This window comes from Streptomyces europaeiscabiei (assembly GCF_001550375.1).
GTDB classification, from domain to species: domain Bacteria; phylum Actinomycetota; class Actinomycetes; order Streptomycetales; family Streptomycetaceae; genus Streptomyces; species Streptomyces europaeiscabiei.
The window spans coordinates 1-22781 of sequence record NZ_LRTR01000084.1; the positions used below are offsets into that span (position 1 = coordinate 1).

Below are 22781 nucleotides of genomic sequence, written 5' to 3' on the forward strand. Positions count from 1 at the left end.
ACACCACACGCGGCCGCCCGCCCGACGGTCGTTCGTCGACCTCGGCGATTCCGGTGCCGTACGGGAGGCGGAGGGTGCGCCGGTAGGTGCGGTGGCCGCGCCCGCCGGTCGTCTCCTCGACGCCGGTGACGGCCTCGGCGGCGAGGACGTCGAAGAGCGCGGTGGACCGGTACGGGCCCCGGTAGGCGAGCCGGAGCGGGATTCCGGCGGTCGACGAACCGGCCGGGCGCCGGGGCGCTCCGGCGCGCAGGCCGCTCGGCGTCATGGCGTACACGGCCCTGACCGTGTCGTTGAACTGGCGCACGCTGGCGAAGCCGGACGCGAAGGCGATCTCGGTGACCGGGAGGGCGGTGGTCTGCAGGAGGACGCGGGCGGTGTGGGCCCGCTGGGCGCGGGCCAGGGCGACGGGCCCGGCGCCGACCTCGGCGGTGAGCTGCCGCTGGACCTGGCGTGGGCTGTATCCCAGCCGCACGGCCAGGCCGGCGACGCCCTCCCGGTCGACGACGCCGTCCCCGATGAGCCGCATGGCCCGGCCCACGGCGTCCGCGCGCACGTTCCACTCGGCCGACCCGGGCACGGCGTCCGGCCGGCACCGTCGGCAGGCCCGGAATCCGGCGCCCTGGGCGGCGGCCGCGGTCCCGTAGAAGCGGACGTTCTCCCGTTTGGGCGTCACCGCCGGGCAGCTCGGCCGGCAGTAGATCCCGGTCGTCCCGACGGCGAAGAAGAACTCCCCGTCGAACCGCCCGTCCCTGCTGCGCACGGCCTCGTACCTGGTGTCCTCGTCCTTCATGACATCAAGTGTCGACCACGCCGATCGTCCGGGCTGGCGGGAATCGGACACGGCGCTCGCCACGGGGCCGCGCCCCTCGAGAACCAGGGGCACGGCCCCGTTTCTCGAGGGGCGCGGGAAACCGCGCGACCAGCCCCACCGGCCCGCGGCCGGAGGTCAGCGCAGGCCGCCCCGCTTGGCCTCCATCGCCAGGCGACCCTCCGCGTGCTTGCGCTTCCACTCCTTCCGGATGTCGGCCCGCACCCGCGCGTCGCTCTTCGCGACGATCCGCTGGTTCTCGCGGAGCAGCTTGCGGTAGCTGTCGAGCCGTCGCTCGGGCAGTTCACCGGACTCGACCGCGCCGAGGACCGCGCAGCCGGGCTCGGCGAGATGCGCGCAGTCGTGGAAGCGGCAGTCCGCGGCGAGCTCCTCGATCTCGGCGAAGACCTGCCCGACCCCGCTCGCGGCGTCCCAGAGGCCGACGCCGCGCAGACCGGGTGTGTCGATGAGGACTCCGCCGCCGGGCAGGGCGAGGAGGTTGCGGGTGGTCGTGGTGTGCCGTCCCTTGCCGTCCACGTCGCGGATGGCCTGGACGTCCATGACGTCCTCGCCGAGCAGCGCGTTGGCGAGGGTCGACTTGCCTGCGCCGGACTGCCCGAGCAGTACGGAGGTGCCGCCGGAGAGCACCGCGGCGAGGACGTCCAGGCCCTCACCGAGCGCGGAACTGACCGGCAGCACGGCGACGCCGGGCGCGACGGTCTCCACGTCCTGGACCAGATGCCCCAGCGTGGCGGCGTCCGGCACCAGGTCGGCCTTGGTGAGCACGACCACCGGCTGCGCCTGGGACTCCCAGGAGAGTGCCTGTGTATGCAGCGGTGCCTCACCACCCGAACCGGACATGGCCAGCGCCAGGAACCGTTCGATCCGCCCGAGGTCCAGTTCGACCGCGAGCGACACACAGATGACGACGTAATCGATGTTGGTGGCCAGGACCTGGCCCTCGGAGCGCTTGGACGAGGTCGAGCGTACGAAGGCGGTCCGGCGCGGGAGGAGAGTCTGCACGTAGCACGGGTCGCTGCCCGCGGGATCGACGGCGACCCAGTCCCCCGTGCACACGACCTTCATCGGGTCACGGGGCACGACGAACTCGGTGTCGGCGCGGACGGTACCAGCCGGGGTGACGACGTCACACAGGCCGCGGTCGACCCGGACGACACGACCGGGCAGCAGACCCTGCCCGACATACGGAGCGAACTCCGCCTCCCAGCCCGCATCCCAGCCGTACGGCACGAGCGGATGCGAGGAGGACGAGGACGAACCCGGGAGAGAAGAGAAAGACAAGGGGTGACCCTTCACAAGGGTGGCCCCGGCACCGCGCTCATGGGCGCGGGAGAGGTGGAGAGGTCAGCCGGAGGCCACGGGAGTGGACTTGATGTACTTCCGGATGCGGGCAGCGCCCATCTCAACGACAGCCATCGGTCACACCTCCCGAACCAAGCCGAATCACCGCGACAACCTCGGGTTGCCGCTCGAACACCACCGACCCTAGAGGTACACGAGCCTCGACGCCATCGAATTACGTCACATCCGTCGGCGGCGTGCCAGGGGTGGTCCCGCAGCCCCGACGGCGGAACCACAAAGCGCTCCTGGCGGTGCGGGATTCGCCGAAGTGCGTACGCGGCTACGGCACCCGGGGCGGGCGGCGGGTGAGGGCGGCCAGGCCGATGCCGATCCAGGCGGTGTTGAGCAGCGCGGAGGGCCAGGCTTGGTGGTATCCGGAGTTGACGGTCAGGGCGGCGGCGCCGAACAGGTTCAGCAGCTGGAAGGCGCGGCCTCCGGCGGAGATCCGTTCGGTCGACGCCATCGCGTACGCGGTGAGCAACAGCCCTGCTCCGCCCCAGCCGATGGCGGCGACGAGCCCTTCGGCCCAGGTCACCGGCCCTGACCCCGATCGCTCTCTACGCCTGCCTCGTGGACGACCGGCCCGAAGGCCCGCGCCGGGAAGGTGCCCGTCCCGGTGACCTCGTGCGAAAGCAGCAGTGCCCGGTCCACTGCCCACGGACTGTCCACCATCGGCAGCCCGTGCTGCCGGACGAACAGCTCGGCCGGGTCAGGGTCGTCGGACTTCGGGGCGGCCACGTCCGGCAGGAGACCCTGGGTCTGCGGGGCACCACCGCCCACGGAGGTCACGTCGGCGTCGAACCGCACACCCCACAGCTCGTCGCATTCGTTCATGACCCGATCATCTGTGCGGTGGGGCTTCACTACAAGCAAGATTTTCTGAAGTGGCACTACAGTGTGGCTAATGAAACCGGCCTGCGAACCGCGCCACGTCCGGGGCGGCGCGCCGGAGCCCGTCAAGCGCCCGCGGCACCGCCGGGCCCCGCGCTGACGGGGCAGGTCCCGGCAGGTGCCGCGTTGCCGGGGCCGCCTCGGGAACCCTCGGTCGGCATGGCTCGCGTACCGCTGTCGTGATCGTCCGAAGGCGGGATGAAGGCGACGTCCAGGCGGGTGAGACCGCGGAAGTTGAGGCTGCGCTGCCACTGCGGCGCGGGGCCGTCGAGCCGTAGGCCGGGGAGCCGGGTGAGGAGTGCTTCCAGGACGATCGCGCCTTCCAGCCGGGCCAGCGCGGCACCGAGGCAGAAGTGCGGGCCGTGTCCGAACGCCAGGTGCCGCCCGCCGGGCCGCTCGAAGTCCAGCACATGCGGATCGGGGAACACGGCCGGATCCCGGTTGGCCGCGCCGCACACCAGGAGCACCGTCTGCCCTTCGGAGACGGTGCGGCCCGCCAGGTCCAGATCGTGCCGCGCCCGGCGCAGCATCAGCTGTACCGGGGCGTCGTAGCGCAGGAGTTCCTCGACCGCGGCGGGCATCAGATCGGGCCGGCGGCGCAGTTGGTCGGCCGCGTACGGGTGGCGGAGCAGGGCGAGTGTGGCGTTGCCGATGAAGTGGGTGGTGGTCTCGTGGCCCGCGATCAGGAGCAGGGCGCAGTTGGCGAGGAGTTCGTCGAAGTCCTGGTCGGTGTTCTCGGCCTGCGCGGTCACCAGGGCGCGCAGGGTGTGGGGGGCCGTCCGGGCGTCGGGGCGGGTGAGGAGTTCGCGGAAGTAGGCGAGCATGTCCGTCATGCTCTGCGAGGCCTCGCGGTTGCGGTCGGCGTCGAGCCGGGAGTTGCCTATGGCTTCGGCGATCGGCTCGGACCAGGCGGAGAGGGCGGGGCGGTCCTGCTGCGGTACGTCGAGGAGGTCGCAGATGATGGTCAGAGGCAGGGGTCGGGCGAGGTCCGCGACGATGTCCATCCGCCCGGTCGGCGCCGCGTGGGTGATGATCCGGTCGACGGCTTCGAAGATCTGGGCGCGGAGCGTCTCCACCGCCCGGGGAGCGAAGGCCCTGCTGATCAGGGCTCGGAGCCGGGGGTGGTCGGGGGCGTCGCTGTAGAGCATCTGCCGGCTCAGGACCCGGGCCAGCGGCCGGAGTTCCTCGGGGACGGCCTCGATGTCGGGATAGCGCACCGAGGACAGTCCCGGGTCACCTGCGGCTTTGCTGACCACCGCGTGCCCGGTGGCGACCCAGGAACCAAGGGTGCGGTCCCAGAAGAGGTCGTCGGCGCTCCTCAACTCTTCGTAGAAGTCGTAGAGACGCTCTTGGACTTGGGGTCGAAAGGCCCGCAACAGCGAGGTGGGAGTGCCCATATCCCCATGTTAAGGGCCTGCACCCACAAGTCGATCAAGATATGCGGCAAACCGTCCCGGAACGTCGTCGGCGCTCTTCACTCATGACGACCGGGCGGCCGGACCCGGGCGGGAAGGGCGGGCTGTTTCTGTACTACGGTTCCGGGATGCGCAAAACCTTGCTGGGGGAGGATCGTTGAGCGCTCGGATCCTGGTCGCCGAAGACGACGAGAAGCAGTCTCGACTGATCCGGATCTATCTGGAGCGAGAGGGAAACGCGGTGCAGGTCGTGGCCGACGGCCGCGCGGCGCTGGAACGGGCACGTTCGGCACAGCCGGATCTCATCGTTCTCGATGTGATGCTGCCCTTGGTCGACGGGCTCGATGTGTGCCGCATTCTGCGCACCGAGTCGGACGTCCCGATTCTGCTGCTCACCGCCCGCACGACCGAGGAGGACATGCTCCTCGGCCTCGATCTCGGCGCCGACGACTACCTCACCAAGCCGTACAGTCCCCGCGAACTGGCCGCGCGCGTACGGGCGTTGCTGCGCAGGTCCAAGAAGACCGGCGGCACGGGGGAACCCGCGGTGCTGCGGGTCGGCGAGGTGCGGCTGGACACCGCGCGCTTCGAAGTCCGGGTGGAGGGGCGGCCGGTGGCGCTGACCGCCAAGGAGTTCTCCATCCTGGAGGCGCTGGCCCGTGAACCGGGCAGGGTCTTCACCCGGGCGCAGATCATCGAGCGGGTCTTCGGGTTCGACCGGGAAGTGCAGGAGCGGACCGTCGATGCGCACGTGATGAATCTGCGACGGAAGCTGGAGGTGGCTCCGGGCCGGGCCGGCCACCTGGAGACGGTGTACGGGCGGGGCTACCGTCTCGCGGACGGTTCGGGCTCAGCGCTCTCCTGAGGGGCCTCCTCCGGGAGCCGTGGGCAGTACGACGGTGAACGTCGTGCCTGCCCCGACCGCGCTGCGCACATCGATCGTCCCTCCGTGGTCGGTGACGATCTGGCGGGCGATGGACAGCCCCAGGCCGCTGCCGCCGGTCGTGCGGCCCCGTGCCGCGTCCGCCCGCCAGAAGCGGTCGAAGAGATGCGGCAGGTCCTTCGCCGCTATCCCCTTGCCGGTGTCGCGTACTTCCACGACGGCCGGTTCGCCGTCCGGGATCAGGGCCAGGGTCACGGTGCCGCCCGGGGCCGTGGCCCGCAGCGCGTTGCCGACCAGGTTGCCGACGACCTGGCGCAGCCGGTCCGGGTCGGCGGTCACGTGCACGGGCCGTGGCGCCTCCAGCTCAAGTCCGATGCCCAGCGCCTCGGCCTGGGCTCGATGGGCCCTGCGGCCGGTCTCCAGGAGCTCGCGCAGGTCGACCTCGCAGCGGTGGTAGGTGAGCGCGCCGGCCTCTGCCAGGGCGAGGTCCTGGAGGTCGTCCACGATCCGCTGCTGCAGCAACGCCTCCTCGTGGAGGGAGGCGAGCAGGTCGGGGGTCGGCTCGACGATCCCGTCCCGCAGAGCCTCCAGATAGCCGCGCAGATTGGCCAGCGGGGTGCGCAGTTCGTGTGCGATGTCACTGGTGAGGCGCCGCTGGCGTTCCTCGCCTGCCTGGATGGAGTCGGCCATGCGGTTGAAGGCGCCGCCGAGCTGCGCGATCTCGTCGCGGCCGGAGACGGGGACCCGCCGCCCCAGGTCGCCCTCGCCCAGCCCCTTCGCGGCGAGCGTCATGGCACGGACGGGGCGCAGTACGGCCCTGCTCAGGAGCAGGGCACCGAGGATGACCGCGAGGGCGACCCCCACAGCGACGGCCACGGTGGGCGCGGCGGCCAGGGTGGGCGGCGACTCGTCCCGGACACCGAGGCGGATCGACAGACGCGCGGGGGCGACGGAACCGACCCGCTCGTCGAACACCCGCTGCACACAGGTGGTGAACCGCGGCTCGGACTCGCATACCCGCAGTGCGTCGAGATCCTGCTGAATGCGCGGATCCGTTGCCCCGTCCGGCTCCTCGCACCCCGTGGGTCGGCGGTCCGTGCTGATCAGGGGGACACCCCGCTGGTCCGGCCGGGCCGTCGGCTCGGCCCCCGCCCGCGTGAGGCAGGCCGCGTACGCCACTGCGGCGCGGTAGTCGGCGATCGCCAGGGCGGCCTGCTTCAGCGAGAGCCGCGGTACCTGACCCTCAGGGAACCGCAGGACGGGACGCGGGTCGACCAGGACCGGGGGCTGACTGCTCGGCGCGCGGGGATCACGACCGGCGAGGGCGTCGGAGTCGGCGAGCAGTACTCCGGAATCCGTGGCCACCCGGACGCGCTGGCCGGTGTCCTTCGCGAGCCGGGCCACCGTCGGCGAGAGTCCGTCCCACGTGCCGTGCGCGAACCCGTACGCCCGGAGTTCGCCGGTGATCCGGGAGGACTCCTGCCGGCCGGCCGTGACGGTCTCCCGCACCTGGCGGTTCGCCTGGCGCAGGGTCAGCCACGCGGTGGCGGCGGTGGCGGCCATCGCGACCAGCATGAGCAGGGCGAGGACCCGGAGCCGGAAACTCATCGCGCGGAACTCCTTCTGGGTGGTGCCGGGTCAGGGGTGGTCTCGGCCGAGACCACCCCTGGTCCGTGCGGGATGCCACCGCACGGACGGTCACCGCAAGGACGGTCACCGTAGGAAAGGCCACCGTAGGAAAGGCCACCGTATGGAACCCCACCGGTTCCGGTCGGCTCACGTACCGGACAGCGCCTCCGTCGGTGACAGCCTGCTGGCCCGGACCGCCGGATACAGGCCGGCGATCATGCCGATGACGAGCGTCGAACCGATGCCCGCCGCGCTCGCCCACGGCGGGACGACCGTCGGCCAGTCGCGGCTGAGGGCGTATCCGGCCGTGATCAGCGTCCCGAGCGCCGTTCCGCCGAGCCCGCCGATCAGCGACAGCAGCAGGGACTCCGTGACGAACTGTGTGCGGATCTGCCCCCGCGTCGCTCCCAGGGCACGGCGCAGGCCGATCTCGGAGCGGCGTTCCAGGACGGAGATGACCATGGTGTTGCCGACACCGACCCCTCCGACCAGGAGTGCCACACCGCCGAGACCGAGCAGCAGGCCGGTGAGAGCCGACTCGGCGGCCTCGCGGGCCGCGAGAGCGTCCGAGGGGCGGGAGACCTGCACCTCGCCGGGCTTCTCGGGGTACGCCGTGGCCGCCAGCACCGCACGTACGGACGTGACCTGGCTGTCCTCGGCACGGACGTACACCGTCGAGGGACGGCCGTCGAAGCGGAGGTACCTCTCGGCTGCCGACCAGCCGACCAGAGCGGCACTGTCGATCTCCGGTGCGAGCGGTACCGGATCGAGGACGCCGATCAACGAGAACCAGCGCTCGCCGAGCCAGACCCGGGTGCCGGGGGTGTACACGTCGAGCCGCCGGGCGGCGGTCGAGCCGAGCACCACAGCCGGGTACTCCTCCGTCGCGGAGTCCAGCCAGCGGCCCTCGCGGACCTGCCCGCCGACGGCCGGCAGCAGATCGGCGCCGGCCGCCAGGACGTGCAGGGAGCCGGTGCGGCCGATGGCGATGCGTTCGTTGCGGTAGATGTCGGCACCGGTCTCGCCGGTGGCGGCGGCCTGTCGCACCGGCGGAACACGGCGGATCATCGCCACGGACTCCGGGGGAAGCTCGGCCGCGTCGCCGGCGAGGGTCCGGCCAGGGGCCACCCGCAGCAGATCCGTGCCGAGGGCGTCGAGCCGACGGTCGACCTCCGCCCGCCCGGAGCCGGAGATGCCGACCACCGCGATCATCGCGGCGACACCGATGGCGATGCCGAGCGCGGAGAGGAAGACCCGCAGCGGACGGGTCCGCAGGCCGGTGCCGCCGAGCCGTACGACGTCCACGGGACCGAGCCGCGCGGCACGCAGCCGCGCCGGCTCCGGGACCTGAGCGGTGGTGTCCGCGGACGTGGGCACCCAGGCGCGGAACTCCGGGGTCTCCGAATTCGGGGCCCCTGCCGCCGTGGGACGGGAGTCCGGGTCCTGCCCGGAGGAGTTCGTCGTGCGGTCCGTCACCGAGGTGCCCCGATCATCGTGCTCCGTGCCGTGTCGGCGACCAGACGGCCGTCGTGCATCTCGATGCGGCGCGGCAACCCGGCCGCGATGCCGCGGTCGTGGGTGATGACGACGACGGTCGTACCGGCGGCGTTCAACTCCCGCAGCAGGGTGAGGACGGTCGTGCCCGAGGCCGAGTCGAGGTTTCCGGTCGGCTCGTCCGCCAGCAGCACCGAGGGTCCGCCGACCACCGCCCGGGCGACCGCGACCCGCTGGCGCTCGCCTCCGGACAGTTGGTGCGGCAGGTGGTGCACGCGGTGGCTGAGCCCGACCCGTGCCAGCGCGGCCGCCGCCCTGGCACGGCGGCGGCGTATCGGCACGCCCGCGTAGAGCAGGCCGTCCGCGACCGAGTCGAGAACGCAAACGCCGACCGAGAGGTGGAACTGCTGGAAGACGAAGCCGATCCGGGTGGCCCGTAGTGCGGAGACCTCCCGGTCCGACAGGCTCGCCACGTCGTGGCCGTCGACCAGGACCCGGCCGGCGGAGGGGTGGTCGAGGCTGCCCATGAGGTTGAGCATGCTCGACTTCCCGGAGCCCGAGGGGCCGACGATCGCGACCAGTTCACCCCGTCCGATACGCAGACTCACGTCCCGTACCGCCGCCACGCCTCCGGGATAGGTCTTGGAGACCGCGTCGAACTCCACGACCGCCGTCACTCCGGGATCCTCACCTTCATGCCCTCGCGGACCGTGGGACCGCTGACCTCCACGTCGCCGTCGGCGAAGAGGCCGGTCCGCACGGCGACGAACCGGCCGTCCTCGGTCTCCAGGCCGTGCCCGCCCTCGGCGAGGGCGACCAGCGCGGCGACAGGGACGGCCAGCACGTCCTTGACCTCGTTGCCCACGTACTCGACCGTCACCGGGCCGCTCTCCAACCGCCCTATGGCCTTCTGATTCTCGATCGTGATGGTCACGGGAATCGTGGCGGCGGACTGTCCCGAGCCGCCCTCGCCGCCGCCGTCGGGCGTGGTCGCCCGCTTGCCCACCGAGGCCACCTTGCCCTTCACGGCTGTGCCGTCGGGCAGTTCGACCGTGACGGCGGACCCGCGTACGGCCCAGGAGGCGTCCGTGGCGGAGGCGTTGACGATCACCTTCCGGGCGGTACCGGTGTACGTGAGAGTGTTCTCGCCGGCCGCCGAGCCGAGTCGGGCGACGGCAGAGCCGATCCGTACCTTTCCGGCGGAGTGGATGACGTCGCCCACCCCGACCACGCCGGTCCCGGCCAGTCCGAGCGACTTCTGCCAACGCTCGACCGCCGCGGCGGTGCCGGTGGTGAATCGCTCGTCCACCGTGAAGCCGGTGTAGCCCAGGGCGGCCAGGTTGGTCTCGAACTGCAGGACATCCATGCCCCACAGTTCGCCCGGTGTCCGGGAGGCGCCGGTGTCTCCTGCGGTTCCGGTGCCCTCCGGCGCCGGTGAATTGGAGGGGCCCGGGGATTTGCCGTCCCCGGTGCTCGGCTGCCGTTCGCCCGGATCCTGGCCGTCCGCCGGCTCCCGCTGGTCCTCCTGGGTGGTCAGCCCGAGGCTCCGATACATCGGCAGCGGTCCGTACATGAGGATCACCGGCCGGTCGTCGACCCGGAGCAACTCGTCGCCGCGCTCCACCGTCGTGCCCTGCTCGGGCAGCCAGGTCACGGTCCCGGTCGCCTTGACGGGCAGCGGCAGTTCCGTTCCGTAGCCCAACTGGCCTTCCACCGTGGTGCGTTCGGTCAGTGTCTCCCGCGTCACCGATACGACGGAGCCGGTCCGGGGAGGGACACTCGGCCCCTTGTCCTCGTTGCCGCCGAGCTCGAGTGCGCCGACCACGGCGACCGCCGCCACGACGACTGCCGAGGCGATCAGCGCCGTACGCCGTCTGCGTCGGCCGCGAGGCGGAGGCGGCGCGGGAGCCGTCCCGTCCGCGTCATCGATCCGTGTCACTGTCTCCGTCATCGTCAGCCCTTGGCCGGGGGCTGGTTCGTCGGGTTGCCGGAGATCGGTGCGCAGACGCGCGTCGCGCGCTGCGCGCCGGCCGAGGTCTGGTCCCACTCGGGGATGTCCGAGTTGTTGTTCCGCTGGTAACCGTCGGGGCCGGGATCGGGGTAGTCGGGGGCACCGTTCTCCTGCATGCAGGCGGCGAAGTCTCGTGCGGCCTTGATCTGCGCGGCAGTGAGCTCGGGCCGGTTGGCATCCTCGATGCTCTCGGGAACGGTGGCCTTCTTGTCGGCGCACTTCTTCGACGCGTCGAGGAATTTCGGATCCTTCTTCAGGGCACGCGTTCCGTCGCCGAAGTCGACCTCGCCCCTCTCGTCCGGGTCCGGCGCGTCGACACCGTTGTCCCGCAGACACCGCACCCAGTCCCGCTGCGCCTTCACGTACGCGGCCACTTCGTCCCCGCCGCCCTGCTCACCCGTCGTCGTGGCCGAGGTGGACGAGTCCCCACCGCCCGCCGTCGGGACCTTCGAGCCACCGTCGTCGCCGCCGCAGCCGGTCAGCGTGAAGGCCACGACCGAGGCCACCGCGGCCAGTAATACCCGATTCGTCCTCATCGGTTCTCCTGCTCTCCTGTCGGACCGTGCGCGAATGCGACGGGCAGGCCGACCGTAGGACGGAGACGATGAAGAACCTTTGAAGAACCTGTCCGCCGATCATGTGGCTGATGGCCGTCGCGAAGGTCCGACGCCTGACCTGCGTGACCTGTGTGGCCCGCCTGGCCCGCCTGGCCGTTGCCGTGTCGCGCGGAGGCCGAGAGTCGGGGGCACTGGTGGACAGAACGCTCGTCCACCTGGGCTTTCATGGGCGGCCGGCCCGTGTGCGAAGCCATGGCAGCGGGCCGCGAGGGGGCATCGCGACGCATCGCCGTCGACAGCACGGTCCACCGCTGTCGTGACGACGCAGGCCGACCTGCCGGGTCCGGTCGGCCCCGGCCCGCTCAGTCCGCGAGGCCGACGGCAGGGACGTCCGGGGTGACGAACGCGGTGTCGGGGCGCCGCAGACCGCCCGCGTGACGACGTCGCACCGCCTCCGGTCGACCCGGACGACCGGACGGCGAGCAGACCCTCGGCGCCGGCCGGGGCGAAGGCGTCGCACCGGGGTCGTCCGGGCCGTAAGGGGCCAGGGGCGAGACAACGAACCAGCGCCCTACCCGTGGGTGGGTGTCAGCCGGCCACCGTCGAGGTGGACTCGGTGGATGCCCGGATGCAGGCAGCGCCCATCGCGGTGACAGCCGTCGGTCGACACCTCCGGTCCCACTCGTCGTCCGGTGACGGCGGCATCAACGGCCGCCGTGCTCGGTGATCTCACCCCGGCGGAGGCTCATGGCCCCGCGTCGACCGAATCGATCGCTTCCCGTCCGCGCCGCTCCCGGGCTCAGTCCCCCCGCTCGCAGCGGCTCCCGTTGAGCGTGAAGTCCACGGGTTCGGGGTTGTCGTAGCCCTGCCAGATGCCGAGGAAGCCCACGCCGAAGGTGCCGCCCGCTGCGACGGTCTTGTTGTAGTCGGCGGCGGTGACGGCGACCCGGGAGCCGTTCTGGTCGAAGGCGCCGTCCCACATCTGGGTGACGCGCTGGTCGGCCGCGTAGGTCCAGCCGACCTGCCAGCCGTCGACGGCCTTGGCAGAGGTGACGGTGAGAGTGGCCTGGAAGCCGCCGGGCCATTCGTTGACGATCTGGTAGCGGACGTGACAGGTGGCGTCGGGCGACTTGCCGGGGGCGACCGGCTTGTGGGAGACGCGGGCAGGCGTCGAGGAGTCGCCCTGGGGCTCCTCGTTGCCGTTGCCGCCGCCCTCACCCTTGTCGCCCTCGTCGCCGGAAGCGGTGTCCTGGGGCCGGGTGGTGCTCTGCAGTTCGGACCCGCCGCCGGACGGGGGCAGGGTCACCGGGAACCGCGGGTCCCGCTGCACCACCGACGACTCGCCGGCGGAGGTGCCGTCGGCGACCGTCTCGTCCTCGCCGAAGGGCATGAGGGAGACGACGAGCGCCAGCACGGAGACGAGGCCCGCTCCGGCGAGGATCCCGTTGCGGCTGAACCGGGGCTTTGCTTCCCTGCCCGGCGAGAGTCCCCGATCGGCGCCGGAGGCGTCAGCGCGCCCGGGGAGCAGCCCGGCGTCGGCCGCGCGGCGGCGACGCTCCAGATAGGCGAGTCCGCTCCAGCCGATCACGCCGTTGGCGAGCGCCGCGGGCAGGCCGCCGCCGTGCAGGCCGAGGCAGGCCGCGGCCTCGGCGCACTCCACGCAGGTGGCGAGGTGCCGCGACAGGTCGTCCGGGGTGTCGGTGCCGGGCGAACGGGTGACCGCGTCCAGCAGCCGGGCGTAGCTGCGGCAGTCGACGTGCATGGGCGTGTCGATCTGGCTGCGGTGGCACCGCTCCCTGAACAGCGTCCGCACCTGGTCGAGTTCGCTCCTGGCGACCTCCGGGTCCAGGCCGAGCCGGCGGGCCACCGAACCCAGCGGCAGCGACTCGACCTCGGCCAGCCACAGCAGGGCCGCGTCGGGCTCCTGCATGTCCCGCAGGGCACGCAGGGCGAGGGGGCGGTGCAGCGGTGGGCCGGTGTAACGCGCTGCCTTGTCCGAGTTGAGCCAGAGGCGCAGATCGGGGTCGAGCCGATGCCCCTGGCCGCCCGTCTCCCAGGCCGCGGCGCTGGTCCTGACCCAGGTCAGGAGGAACGGTATTCGGGGCAGCTGCAGAGCACGCCGTCCGACGCCGCGTTCACCCCACGCCTCGGTCTCCAGGGCGTGCGCCTCGTGCATGCCGTTCGTGAAGGCCTCGGTGGCCAGTTCGGTCGCCGCGGTCGAACCGGACGTGCACAGGTCGGCGTACGAAAGGACCGCGTCCCAGCATTCCGAAAACAGCGCGGCCTCGGCGGCGTCCTGGGGCTTCGGCAGGTCGGGCATGAGTCTCCTGCATCCACAGAGCGAGGGGGAAGTCCGCAAAAGTGGTCAACTACCCTTTTTCTCAAGGGAGTTGGGGGGACCACCTCGCGAACGCCCCAGAGCTTTTCACGGTTCCCGCACAACTGACAAGCCGCACCCTCAAAAGCGGTTACCAGTGGTCACACTTGTTGAGTTGTACGTACGCCGACCCCGATCGACTCAACCGCCACAGGAGTTACTGAACGGAAATCTCCTCGCCGGTCTCCGCGGCGGTCTCCACGCCGGTCTCCTCGACGGCCGGGAGGCTGTCCATGAAGGAGCTGACGGAGAAGACGGCGTTGCCGGGTCCGGGCGGGCCGTACCCGGGCGGCGACGACAGCCCGAACTCGTCCATCGTGGCGCGGTAGGCCTGCAGCAGCCGGATGTGGTACTCCAGCGGCGCGCCCTGCGGGTTGGCCTTGCCGAGCGGGGTCGTGGGCTCCGGGCACCAGGTCGTGAAGCGGGGCGTGATGCCGTGCGACATGAAGAAACGCAGGCCCTCGGTGGTCGACGCGATGGCCTCGTCGACCGTGGTGAACCCGAACGGCTCGGCCATCTCCACACCCGCCACGAAGTTGGGGATCACGTTGCGCGCGCCGAAGACACCCGCCGAGTCCAGGATGCGCTTGTGCCACTCGTCGCGGCCGACGTAGCGCTCCTTGCCGGGGCAGTACATCTTGAACAGGTACTCGTCCCACACCTCGTAGTTGGGGTGGTAGATCTTCACGCCGTAGTCGTGGAAGCGCTTGACGTCGTCAAGGGGCAGCGCCTGGGCGACGACCTTGCCGATCCAGCGGTCCGGGAAGCGCTCCTCGATGGCCTTGGCGTAGTGGCCGTAGAAGTCGGCCTCGTCACGGCCCGAGACCGTCTTGGTGATGGCGCCGCCGGTGAGGGTGTACGCGGTGGACGTCTTCGCCGTGTCGTACCGGTCGATGATCTCCAGCGCTTCGAGGACCTCGTCGACGTCCTTGACACCCGTGTACGGCCGGCCCGCCGCCTTGTGCTGGCGCCAGTTGTGGTTGATGTCGCAGTACTGGCACTCCTCCTTCGCGCCGAAGTACTGGCAGACGCGGAAGACGGTGAGGTAGATCAGGTAGCCCCACTGGATGGTCGGGGCCACCTCCATCACGGATTTCCCGTTGGAGAGCTTGTGCCGGTAGTACTCGGGCATGGGCGGGACGCCGACGTCCGCGATGCGCTTGCCGTCGAGGTAGAGACCGAGGAGGCCGTCCTCGTCGGACGCCACCCGGTAGGGCGAGGACGGGTTGACCCGTACGGAGACGACCGTGCGCCGCAGGTCGTACGGGCCGCCGGTGAGGATGATCTCCTCCGGCGGGCGGCGCAGGGCGGCCTCGCCCAGCTCGGGGAGGGTGCCGTGGTCGAAGGAGAAGATGAAGTACGACTTCGGCTTGACGTCGCCCTTCTCGTTGTCGCTCAGCGCGGAGGCGTCGAAGGCCACACCACCCCTGAGCAGGTCCTCCTTGAAGACGGCTTCCCGTGGCACATGCGGGAACCTCTCCATCAGGTCCTCCACCAGTGCGGTGCGGCTGCCCATCCCGTTCTCCTCGCTCCCGACGTCACGCAAGAGGTCGTCCGTCGTCGTTGTTCGCCTCCTCACGGTATGCCTCCGCCCGTGCGGAGGTGGGAGCGGGGCCCTCGGCGGGGCGCGCGGCGGCCCTCACCGCCCGTCGAGCGGGTCGTGGGGACGGAGCGGCGGGCAGGCCACGGTGTGGAGGAGCGGGCGGGCCAGGTATGGAGGAGAGAAGGTTGTCCGTCTAAGTCGCGGTGCCGCCGCCGAGGGCCCACCGGGCGTCAAGGGCCCGACTCGGCCCGGCCCGACTCGGCTCGGCTCGGCTCGGCTCGGCGACGAAGGCCGCGTGACGGTTCTTCGCCGACGCGGCCTCGTGGCACCGCTTCGTCGACGCGGCCGTGTGACGCGGCCGGATGTGGGCATGCCCCGCCTCCACCTCACCCCGCTGGGCGGCAGACAGGCGCGGCGGTGTCCGCCGCTCCGCAACGGCACCCGTCCCAGCATGTACGCGGGGCCGAGGCGTACCCGGGTCGTACGCGCCCGCCGTCGGCGCGGCGGTCACGCCATGCGTTCCAGCGCCGCCCGGTCGAGCGCGTGCGCCAGCTCGCGTCCGGCGGCGAGCCGTTCGGCCTCCTGGGTGACCGCGAGGCCGAGGCGGGCGACCTCGTTGCCCTGGGAGCCGGCGAGGTGGGGGGTGACGAAGGCGTTCGGCAGGTCGAGGAGCGGGGAGTCGGCGGGCAGCGGCTCGGGGTCGGTGACGTCGAGGATCGCGGAGAGCCGCCCGGCACGCAGCTCGTCGATGAGCGCGTCGTGGTCGACGAGAGCGCCGCGCGCGGTGTTCACGAGGACCGCCCCGTCGGACATCAGGGCGAGTGCGCGGCGGTCGATGAGCCGGTGGGTCTCGGGGGTGTCCGGGGCGTGCACCGTGACGATGTCGCAGGTGCGCAGCAGGTCGTCGAGCGGCAGCAGGGTTACGCCGAGGGCGGCGGCCCCGGCCTCGTCGACGTAGGGGTCGGTGAGGCTCACCCGCAGGTCGAAGGGGCGCAGCAGTTCGATGACCCGCCGGCCGATGCGGGAGGCGCCGATGACGCCGACGCGGCGGCCGTGGTTGCCGATGCCGGGGACGAACCCCCAGCCCGGCGAGACCCGCTCGGTCCGCAGGCGTTCGCGGCGGCCGAGGATGTCCTTGCCGGCGAGCAGGACCATGGCGAGCGTGTACTCGGCGACGGGCAGGGCGTTGGCGGTGGCCGCCGTGGAGACGGCGATCCCGCGCTCCCAGACGGCGGGGGCGACGAACCCCTTCACCGAGCCCGCCGAGTGCAGCACCGCCCGCAGTTTGGGCGCCGCGTCCAGGACCGCCTCGTCGATGCGGGGGCAGCCCCAGCCGGTGACCAGCACCTCGGCCTCGGCCAGTACCTCCCGGACCTGGGGATCGGTGAAGTCCTCGGCGACCAGGGCGGGATCGATGTCCACGCTCTCGCGCAGCCGGGACAGCACCTCCGGCGGGAAGACCTGCGGAACGTTCTCGGCCGTCATGGCGAACAGAGCGAGCGGACGCGCGGGCAAGGAAGGACCTTCCGGCTGGGAGAGGGCGAGGTCAGGCGACAGCAACCGCTCTCTACGGTAGGCAGGCGCTCGCGACAGGGTCAATGAACGGGAACCGGGACGAAGCGGCGAGGATGGCCCCGACAGCTACGGCTCGCGGATCGCGGAGGACACCGAGCATGACGACGGAGACCCTGACCAACTGGGCCGGGAACATCACGTACACCGCGAAGGAGCTGCACCGGCCACGCTCCGTGGACGCGCTGCGCACCCTGGTCGCGGGCAGCGAGAGAGTGCGGGTGCTGGGCAGCGGGCACTCGTTCAACGAGATCGCGGAGCCCGGCCCCGAGGGTGTCCTGCTCTCCCTGACCGGGCTGCCGCCGGCGATCGAGGTGGACACGGCGGCCCGTACGGTACGGGTCGGGGGCGGTGTCCGGTACGCGGAGCTGGCCCGCGGGGTGCACGCCCACGGTCTCGCCCTGCACAACATGGCCTCCCTCCCGCACATCTCCGTGGCGGGCTCGGTGGCCACCGGCACCCATGGTTCCGGCGACGGGAACGGTCCACTCGCGGCGGCCGTCCGCGAGGTCGAGCTGGTCACGGCGGACGGTACGACGCTGACGCTCACGCGCGGCGACGACCGCTTCGGCGCGGCGGTCACCTCGCTGGGCGCCCTCGGTGTGGTCACCGCGCTCACCCTCGACCTGGAACCGGCCTTCGAGGTGAGCCAGCACGTCTTCGGTGAACTGCCCCTGGCCGGGCTGGACTTCGCGGCCGTGTCGGCGTCGGCGTACAGCGTGAGTCTCTTCACCCGCTGGCAGCGCTCCGGTTTCGACCAGGTGTGGGTCAAGCGGCGCTCGGACCGGTCCCACACGGATTTTCCGTGGGCCGCGCCCGCGACCGAGGCGATGCACCCGGTGCCGGGGATGCCGGCGGTGAACTGCACCGAGCAGTTCGGGGTGCCCGGCCCGTGGCACGAGCGGCTGCCGCACTTCCGGGCCGAGTTCACACCGAGCAGCGGGGACGAGCTGCAGTCGGAGTATCTGCTGCCGCGCTCGTTCGCGGTGGACGCCCTGAACGCGCTCGACGGCATCCGGCACACCGTGGCGCCGGTGCTGCAGGTCTGCGAGGTCCGGACGATGGCCGCCGACGAGCAGTGGATCGGTCCCGCCCACGGCCGGGACACGGTCGCGCTGCACTTCACGTGGATCGCGGACGCGGCGCCCGTACTGCCGGTGGTGCGGCGGGTGGAGGAGGTGCTCGCACCGTTCGAGGCACGGCCGCACTGGGGCAAGGTGTTCACCGCGCCGGCGGCCGAACCGGGGCGGCTGTACCCCCGGCTGGGTGATTTCCGCAGGGTCGCCGACGGGCTGGACCCGGCGGGCAAGTTCCGCAACACCTTCGTACGGGACGTGCTCGGCGCATGAGGCCGGTCGGCCCGCACGGCCCTCACCTGTCGACTCGCCCCACGGTCGGTCTCCGGCCACGGGGCGCGGGGTCGCCGGGGGACTTCGTAAACCCCCTTTCCTAACCCCTTGTCGAAAGTCTCTCCGCGCCATAGCCTGGCGCGGCGCCGGGGCAACAGGCCTCGTCATGGCCTGGAGGGATCGAGGGGATCATGTCGTCGGTGAAGCGCACCTCACGCGACATCCGCACCGCGAACCGCTATGAGGTGCTGCGGCAGATCATCGCCAAGTCTCCCACCTCCCGGCAGGAGCTGGCGGCGGCCACCGGGCTGAGCCTGGCCACGGTCGCCACGCTCGTCGGAGAGCTGCTCGACCTCCGCATGATCACCGAGGTCGGGTTCGAGGACTCGGCCGGGGGCCGCCCCCGCGGACTGGTCGCCGTCAACGCGTCGGGGGGCGCGTTGATCGGCGTCGACATCGCGGAGACGTACGTCCATGTCGAGCTGTTCGACCTGGCGCTGAACGTCCTGGCCCGTGCCGAGGAGGACGTCCGCGCCGGCGAGAGTCTGCCCGAGCAGATGGTGGGCCATGTCGCCGCCGCCGTCGGCTCGGTGGTCGCGCAGGCCGGTATCGAGGGCGCCCGGGTGCTGGGCGTCGGGGTGAGCGTGCCGGGGCAGGTGGACCGCGCCACCGGCATCTCGGAGTACGCGCCCAACTGGGACTGGCACGACGTGCCGCTGCTCGACCTGCTGACCGAGCACATCGCCTATCCCCTGTACCTGGACAACCCGCTGCGCGCTGTCGCGGTGGCCGAGCTGTGGTTCGGGGCCGCGCGGGGGCGCGGGGACGCCGTGATCGTCAACCTCGGGACCGGTGTGGGCGCCGGGCTCGTCCTGGGCGGCGGGCTGCACCGGGGGGTGAGCAACAGCGCCGGGGAGTGGGGCCACACCACGATCGTGCTGGACGGCCGACTGTGCCACTGCGGCAACCACGGATGCGTGGAGACGTATGTCGGCGCTCCCGGGATCATGCTGAACCTCCGGGAGCTGAGCCCACGCAGCACGCTGCTCCGTCCCGAGGACCAGACGGCCACCATCGCGGCGCTCGCGCAGGGGGTGGCCCGGCAGGACCCGGTGGCGGTCAAGGTGGTACGTGACACCGCCCGCTACCTGGGCGCGGGGATCGCCGACCTGGTCAATCTGTTCAATCCCGAGGTGGTCGTGCTCAGCAGCTGGGTCGCGGCCGCCCTCGGCGAGCCCCTGGTCGCGGAGGTGCGCGAGGCCGTCGCCCGGCACGCGCTGCCGCGTCCGATGGCCGCCACCGAGATCGTGCTCTCCCTGATCCCCACGGACCCGGCGTGCCTGGGCGCGGCGACGTTCGCGCTCGAAGGCGCGCTCCAGTCGGTCGGGCAGAAGCCGGGCAAACGCACCGCCCCCACAAGGGACAAGCCCGTCGTCCGACACCGAGGGCGACCCGAAGAGCGCGCACGGCTACACCAGCACCCCTGAGCCGAGGGCCGCCGGACCCTGACCCCGGCGGCCCTCACCTCCCTCGTCAAGCCCTTTGCACCGCACGGACGTTCGGAACACCGAACCGAATACAACGCTTCGAACAGACTTCGTCCAACCCCTTGCCGAAGCCTTAGCCGAAGGTTAACGTCCCGCACCGCAAGCCTCTTTGAGCCACTGAGTCAACTGGCGCTGAGCCGCAGAGCCACTTCAGGCACAGAGCCGCAGCCGTACTCGAGACAAGGACGTCAGCATGTCGGCAATGAGCAACAGCAACTTCGACCGCCGCTCCGTACTGCGGGCCGCCATGGGTCTGGCCGCCGCCGGCGGTCTGGCCGCATGCGGCGGCAACACCGGGCGCAGCAACGGCGGGGGGTCGGGCGCCGGTCTCACGCAGTACTTCCACGCGTACGGCGAGGCGGGCACCGAGCAGGCCATCAAGAAGTACGCGAAGGCCTACAAGGGCGCCAACGTGACCACTCAGTGGATCACCGGCTCCAACTTCGAGAGCAAGCTCTTCGCCTCGCTGCTCACGGACAAGGCCCCCGACTGCTTCGAGTTCCACCCGCAGCTGCAGATGATCGAGAGCGGCCAGGTCGCCGACCTGAGCGACCTGATCAACCCGGTCAAGGACGACTTCAACCCGGCCGACATCGCTTCCCACACGGTCGACGGGAAGATATACGGCATCCGGATGATCGACGACCCCCAGTTCTTCTTCTACCGGCCGTCGCTGTTCGAGAAGGCCGGTGTCGAGGTCCCGCAGACGCTGGAGGAGCTGATCGAGGCCGCCGCCAAGCTGACCACGGACAAGGTCAAGGGCGCCTACCTCGGCAACACCCTGCACTCGATGATCAACCCGCTGATCTGGTCGGCCGGCGCGCAGCACCTCGACGACAAGAACCAGATCGCCTACCACACGGACGCGGTCGTCGACGGCTTCAAGCAGCTGCGCAAGCTGTTCACCAGCGGTGACCTGCTGCTCGACGCGCCGACCGACTTCTGGGACCCGTCCGCGCTCAACCAGGGCCTGACCGCGATGCAGTGGTGCGGTATGTGGGCGATGCCGCAGATGCAGGAGGCGCTCGGCGACGACCTCGGCATCTTCCCGTTCCCGAAGGTCGGCGACGCGGGCAAGCAGTCCGTCTACAACGGCGGCTGGTCGATGTTCGTCAACGCCAAGGGCAAGAACCTCGAAGCCACCAAGGAGTACGTGAAGTGGCTGTGGATCGACCAGAAGGAGTACCAGGAGGACTGGGCGCTCTCCTACGGCTTCCACATCCCGCCGCGCACCTCGATCGCGGCGTCGGCCGACAAACTGAAGTCGGGTCTGCCCGCTGAGGGCGTCAAGCTCTTCAACGAGTACGGCAACTTCGACAACATCGGCTGGACCCAGGCGAGCATCACCGCCCTGGAGGACGTCCTCGCCAACTCGGTGCGCAAGGGCAGCGACCCGGACAAGGAACTCACGAAGGCCGACGCGAAGGTCAACAAGGAACTGAAGAAGCTCTTCGGATAGGCCGGCGGACAGGTACTCACGACATGTCGACCATCACCAAGGACGGCGTCTCCAGCCCCGCCCCGGCGAAGGCCTCCCCGGTCAAGCCGCGGCGGGGGCTGCGGGGCTCCCCCACCTTCAACTTCTGGCTCTTCACCGGGCCGTTCCTGATCGGCCTGGCGGTCTTCGTCTATCTGCCGATCCTGTGGAGCCTGTATCTGTCGTTCTTCGAGGCCCGTTTCACGGTCACCCCGAGCACGTTCGTCGGCGTCGACAACTATGTGACGATGCTGACCGACGAGGACTTCATGGGCTCCCTCGTCACCTTCACGGTCTTCGCCGTCTTCATCGTGCCGACCACCTGGGCGGCATCGCTGGGGCTGGCGCTCATGGTGAACCGGCTGCGGTTCATGCGGGCGTTCTTCCGCTCGGTGTTCTTCCTGCCGACGGCGGTCAGCTATGTCGCCGCCTCCCTGGTCTGGAAGATGTCGATCTTCAACGGTGTCCGCTTCGGCCTCGCCAACACCTTCCTGGGCCTGTTCGACATCGACAACACCGCATGGCTGGCCAGCCCCGACCCGCCGTGGTACTGGCTGGTCATCCTGAGCGTGCGTCTGTGGCTCCAGGCCGGCTTCTACATGATCCTCTTCATCGCGGCCCTGCAGAACATCCCGCAGGAACTGTACGAGGCCGCCTCGATCGACGGCGCGAAGCCCGGCTGGCAGACCTTCTGGCACATCACCCTGCCGCAGCTGCGGGCGACCTCCACCGCCGTGATCCTGCTGCTGCTCGTGGCGGCGTACCAGGCCTTCGACGAGTTCTTCAACCTGTTGTCGAAGACCACCTGGGGCAGGCCGCCCCTGGTCGAGCTGTACTACAAGGCGCTCGGTGACAGCCAGGACTACGGCGCGGGCAGCGCGGGTGCGCTGATCCTCACCGTACTGATCTGCCTCGTGACCCTGCTTCAGGGCAAGTTCCTGGGATTCGGAAGGGGTGAGGAGTCCAAGTGACCACCACCACGACACCTCCGGCGGACCGGGTGGACACGTCGGCCAAGACGCGTCGCGTCCGGACGGGAAGTGTGATCGGCTCGACCGGTCTCTACATCGCCACCGGCTTCGCCGCGCTTCTCTTCCTCATCCCGTTCTATCTGATCGTCCGCAACGCGCTGATGACGGACCCGGAGATCACGGGCGAGGAATGGAAGTGGTTCCCCACCGACATCCAGTGGGGAAACATCAGCGAACCGTTCGACGACCCGTCGGTCGACTTCGCGCGCTCGCTGTGGAACTCCGCGGTCGTCGGCGTCCTGCACACCGTGGGCACGCTGCTCGTCTGCTCGCTGGCCGGCTACGGCCTGGCCCGAATCCCGTTCAAGCACGCCAACAAGGTCTTCTACGCCGTCCTCGGCACCCTGATGGTCCCGACCGCCGTGACCTTCGTTCCCAGCTTCGTGCTGGTGTCGTCCCTCGGCTGGATCGACACCTACCGGGGTCTCATCATTCCGGGCCTCTTCAGTGGTTTCACCTGCTTCCTGTTCCGGCAGTACTTCCTGGGGTTCCCCAAGGAGCTGGAGGAGGCGGCGCGTGTGGACGGGCTCGGTTACATGGGCGCGTACTGGCGGGTCGTCGTACCCAACTCGCTGAACTTCTTCGCCGCGATGGCGACGATCACGTTCATCAGCGGGTGGAACTCCTTCCTGTGGCCCCTGGTCATCGGCCAGGACCCGAGCGCGTGGACCGTCCAGGTCGCGCTCTCTAACTACATGACCGGTCAGACCGTGAACTTCCACCTGATCTTCATGGCCACGGCCATATCGATCCTGCCCCTGGTGTTCGTCTTCCTCTTCCTCCAGCGCTGGCTGGTGCAAGGCATCGCGCAGACTGGCATCAAGGGTTAGGAAAC

19 protein-coding genes are annotated in these 22781 nt (G+C 70.7%); 6 read left to right on the forward strand and 13 right to left on the reverse strand.

Annotation, left to right across the window (positions count from 1 at the left end; genetic code table 11):
- The 5 genes from AWZ10_RS03570 to AWZ10_RS03590 all read right to left on the reverse strand — a co-directional run.
- On the reverse strand, positions 1–790 hold a 790-nt coding region (locus AWZ10_RS03570), incomplete at its 3' end, for a bifunctional transcriptional activator/DNA repair enzyme AdaA (RefSeq protein WP_159058206.1).
- 156 nt (positions 791–946) lie between these two features.
- Complete coding sequence (gene rsgA / locus AWZ10_RS03575) at positions 947–2110, reverse strand: ribosome small subunit-dependent GTPase A (RefSeq protein WP_060890415.1); 1164 nt, start codon at positions 2108–2110, stop codon at positions 947–949.
- A 340-nt stretch (positions 2111–2450) separates the two neighbouring features.
- Positions 2451–2705, reverse strand: a complete 255-nt coding sequence (locus tag AWZ10_RS03580; RefSeq protein ID WP_046710075.1) for a CBU_0592 family membrane protein — start codon at positions 2703–2705, stop codon at positions 2451–2453.
- Positions 2702–3004: a hypothetical protein gene (locus AWZ10_RS03585; RefSeq protein ID WP_060890405.1), complete on the reverse strand. Its 303-nt coding sequence runs from the start codon at positions 3002–3004 to the stop codon at positions 2702–2704. The genes AWZ10_RS03580 and AWZ10_RS03585 overlap by 4 nt, the downstream gene beginning before the upstream one ends.
- 122 nt (positions 3005–3126) lie before the next feature.
- Positions 3127–4458 (reverse strand): cytochrome P450, encoded by a 1332-nt coding sequence (locus tag AWZ10_RS03590; RefSeq protein ID WP_060890406.1) that lies wholly within the window; start codon positions 4456–4458, stop codon positions 3127–3129.
- A gap of 175 nt (positions 4459–4633) precedes the next feature.
- Between AWZ10_RS03590 and AWZ10_RS03595 the strand changes: the two genes are divergently transcribed.
- Positions 4634–5341 (forward strand): response regulator transcription factor, encoded by a 708-nt coding sequence (locus AWZ10_RS03595; RefSeq protein WP_060890407.1) that lies wholly within the window; start codon positions 4634–4636, stop codon positions 5339–5341.
- Here AWZ10_RS03595 and AWZ10_RS03600 read toward each other — a convergent pair.
- The 8 genes from AWZ10_RS03600 to AWZ10_RS03635 form a co-directional block, all read right to left on the reverse strand.
- Complete coding sequence (locus AWZ10_RS03600) at positions 5327–6967, reverse strand: sensor histidine kinase (protein WP_060890408.1); 1641 nt, start codon at positions 6965–6967, stop codon at positions 5327–5329. The genes AWZ10_RS03595 and AWZ10_RS03600 overlap by 15 nt on opposite strands.
- Before the next feature lie 168 nt (positions 6968–7135).
- A complete protein-coding gene (locus AWZ10_RS03605) occupies positions 7136–8365 on the reverse strand; it encodes an ABC transporter permease (RefSeq protein ID WP_060890416.1) in 1230 nt (409 codons plus the stop codon).
- Positions 8366–8460: 95 nt separating this feature from the next.
- Positions 8461–9159, reverse strand: coding sequence for an ABC transporter ATP-binding protein (locus tag AWZ10_RS03610; protein ID WP_046705508.1), 699 nt, complete (start codon positions 9157–9159; stop codon positions 8461–8463).
- Positions 9156–10433, reverse strand: coding sequence for a peptidoglycan-binding protein (locus AWZ10_RS03615; protein ID WP_046705507.1), 1278 nt, complete (start codon positions 10431–10433; stop codon positions 9156–9158). Before AWZ10_RS03615 ends, AWZ10_RS03610 begins: the two co-directional genes overlap by 4 nt.
- Before the next feature lie 2 nt (positions 10434–10435).
- Positions 10436–11029, reverse strand: a complete 594-nt coding sequence (locus tag AWZ10_RS03620) for a hypothetical protein (RefSeq protein WP_060890409.1) — start codon at positions 11027–11029, stop codon at positions 10436–10438.
- Positions 11030–11849: 820 nt separating this feature from the next.
- Complete coding sequence (locus AWZ10_RS03625; RefSeq protein ID WP_060890410.1) at positions 11850–13370, reverse strand: cellulose-binding domain-containing protein; 1521 nt, start codon at positions 13368–13370, stop codon at positions 11850–11852.
- 214 nt (positions 13371–13584) lie between these two features.
- On the reverse strand, positions 13585–14943 hold the full coding sequence (locus AWZ10_RS03630; protein ID WP_046705504.1) for a radical SAM protein: 1359 nt from the start codon (positions 14941–14943) through the stop codon (positions 13585–13587).
- Positions 14944–15477: 534 nt separating this feature from the next.
- A complete protein-coding gene (locus AWZ10_RS03635; RefSeq protein WP_046705503.1) occupies positions 15478–16485 on the reverse strand; it encodes a hydroxyacid dehydrogenase in 1008 nt (335 codons plus the stop codon).
- A gap of 158 nt (positions 16486–16643) precedes the next feature.
- Here AWZ10_RS03635 and AWZ10_RS03640 point away from each other — a divergent pair, with 158 nt between their 5' ends.
- From AWZ10_RS03640 to AWZ10_RS03660, 5 genes are all read left to right on the forward strand, one after another.
- Complete coding sequence (locus tag AWZ10_RS03640; protein ID WP_060890411.1) at positions 16644–17891, forward strand: FAD-binding protein; 1248 nt, start codon at positions 16644–16646, stop codon at positions 17889–17891.
- A 191-nt stretch (positions 17892–18082) separates the two neighbouring features.
- Positions 18083–19378: an ROK family transcriptional regulator gene (locus tag AWZ10_RS03645; RefSeq protein ID WP_046705501.1), complete on the forward strand. Its 1296-nt coding sequence runs from the start codon at positions 18083–18085 to the stop codon at positions 19376–19378.
- Between the two features lie 253 nt (positions 19379–19631).
- On the forward strand, positions 19632–20897 hold the full coding sequence (locus tag AWZ10_RS03650; protein WP_046705500.1) for an ABC transporter substrate-binding protein: 1266 nt from the start codon (positions 19632–19634) through the stop codon (positions 20895–20897).
- A 23-nt stretch (positions 20898–20920) separates the two neighbouring features.
- A complete protein-coding gene (locus tag AWZ10_RS03655) occupies positions 20921–21886 on the forward strand; it encodes a carbohydrate ABC transporter permease (protein WP_046705499.1) in 966 nt (321 codons plus the stop codon).
- On the forward strand, positions 21883–22776 hold the full coding sequence (locus tag AWZ10_RS03660; protein WP_046705498.1) for a carbohydrate ABC transporter permease: 894 nt from the start codon (positions 21883–21885) through the stop codon (positions 22774–22776). The genes AWZ10_RS03655 and AWZ10_RS03660 overlap by 4 nt, the downstream gene beginning before the upstream one ends.
- Positions 22777–22781: the final 5 nt, after the last annotated feature.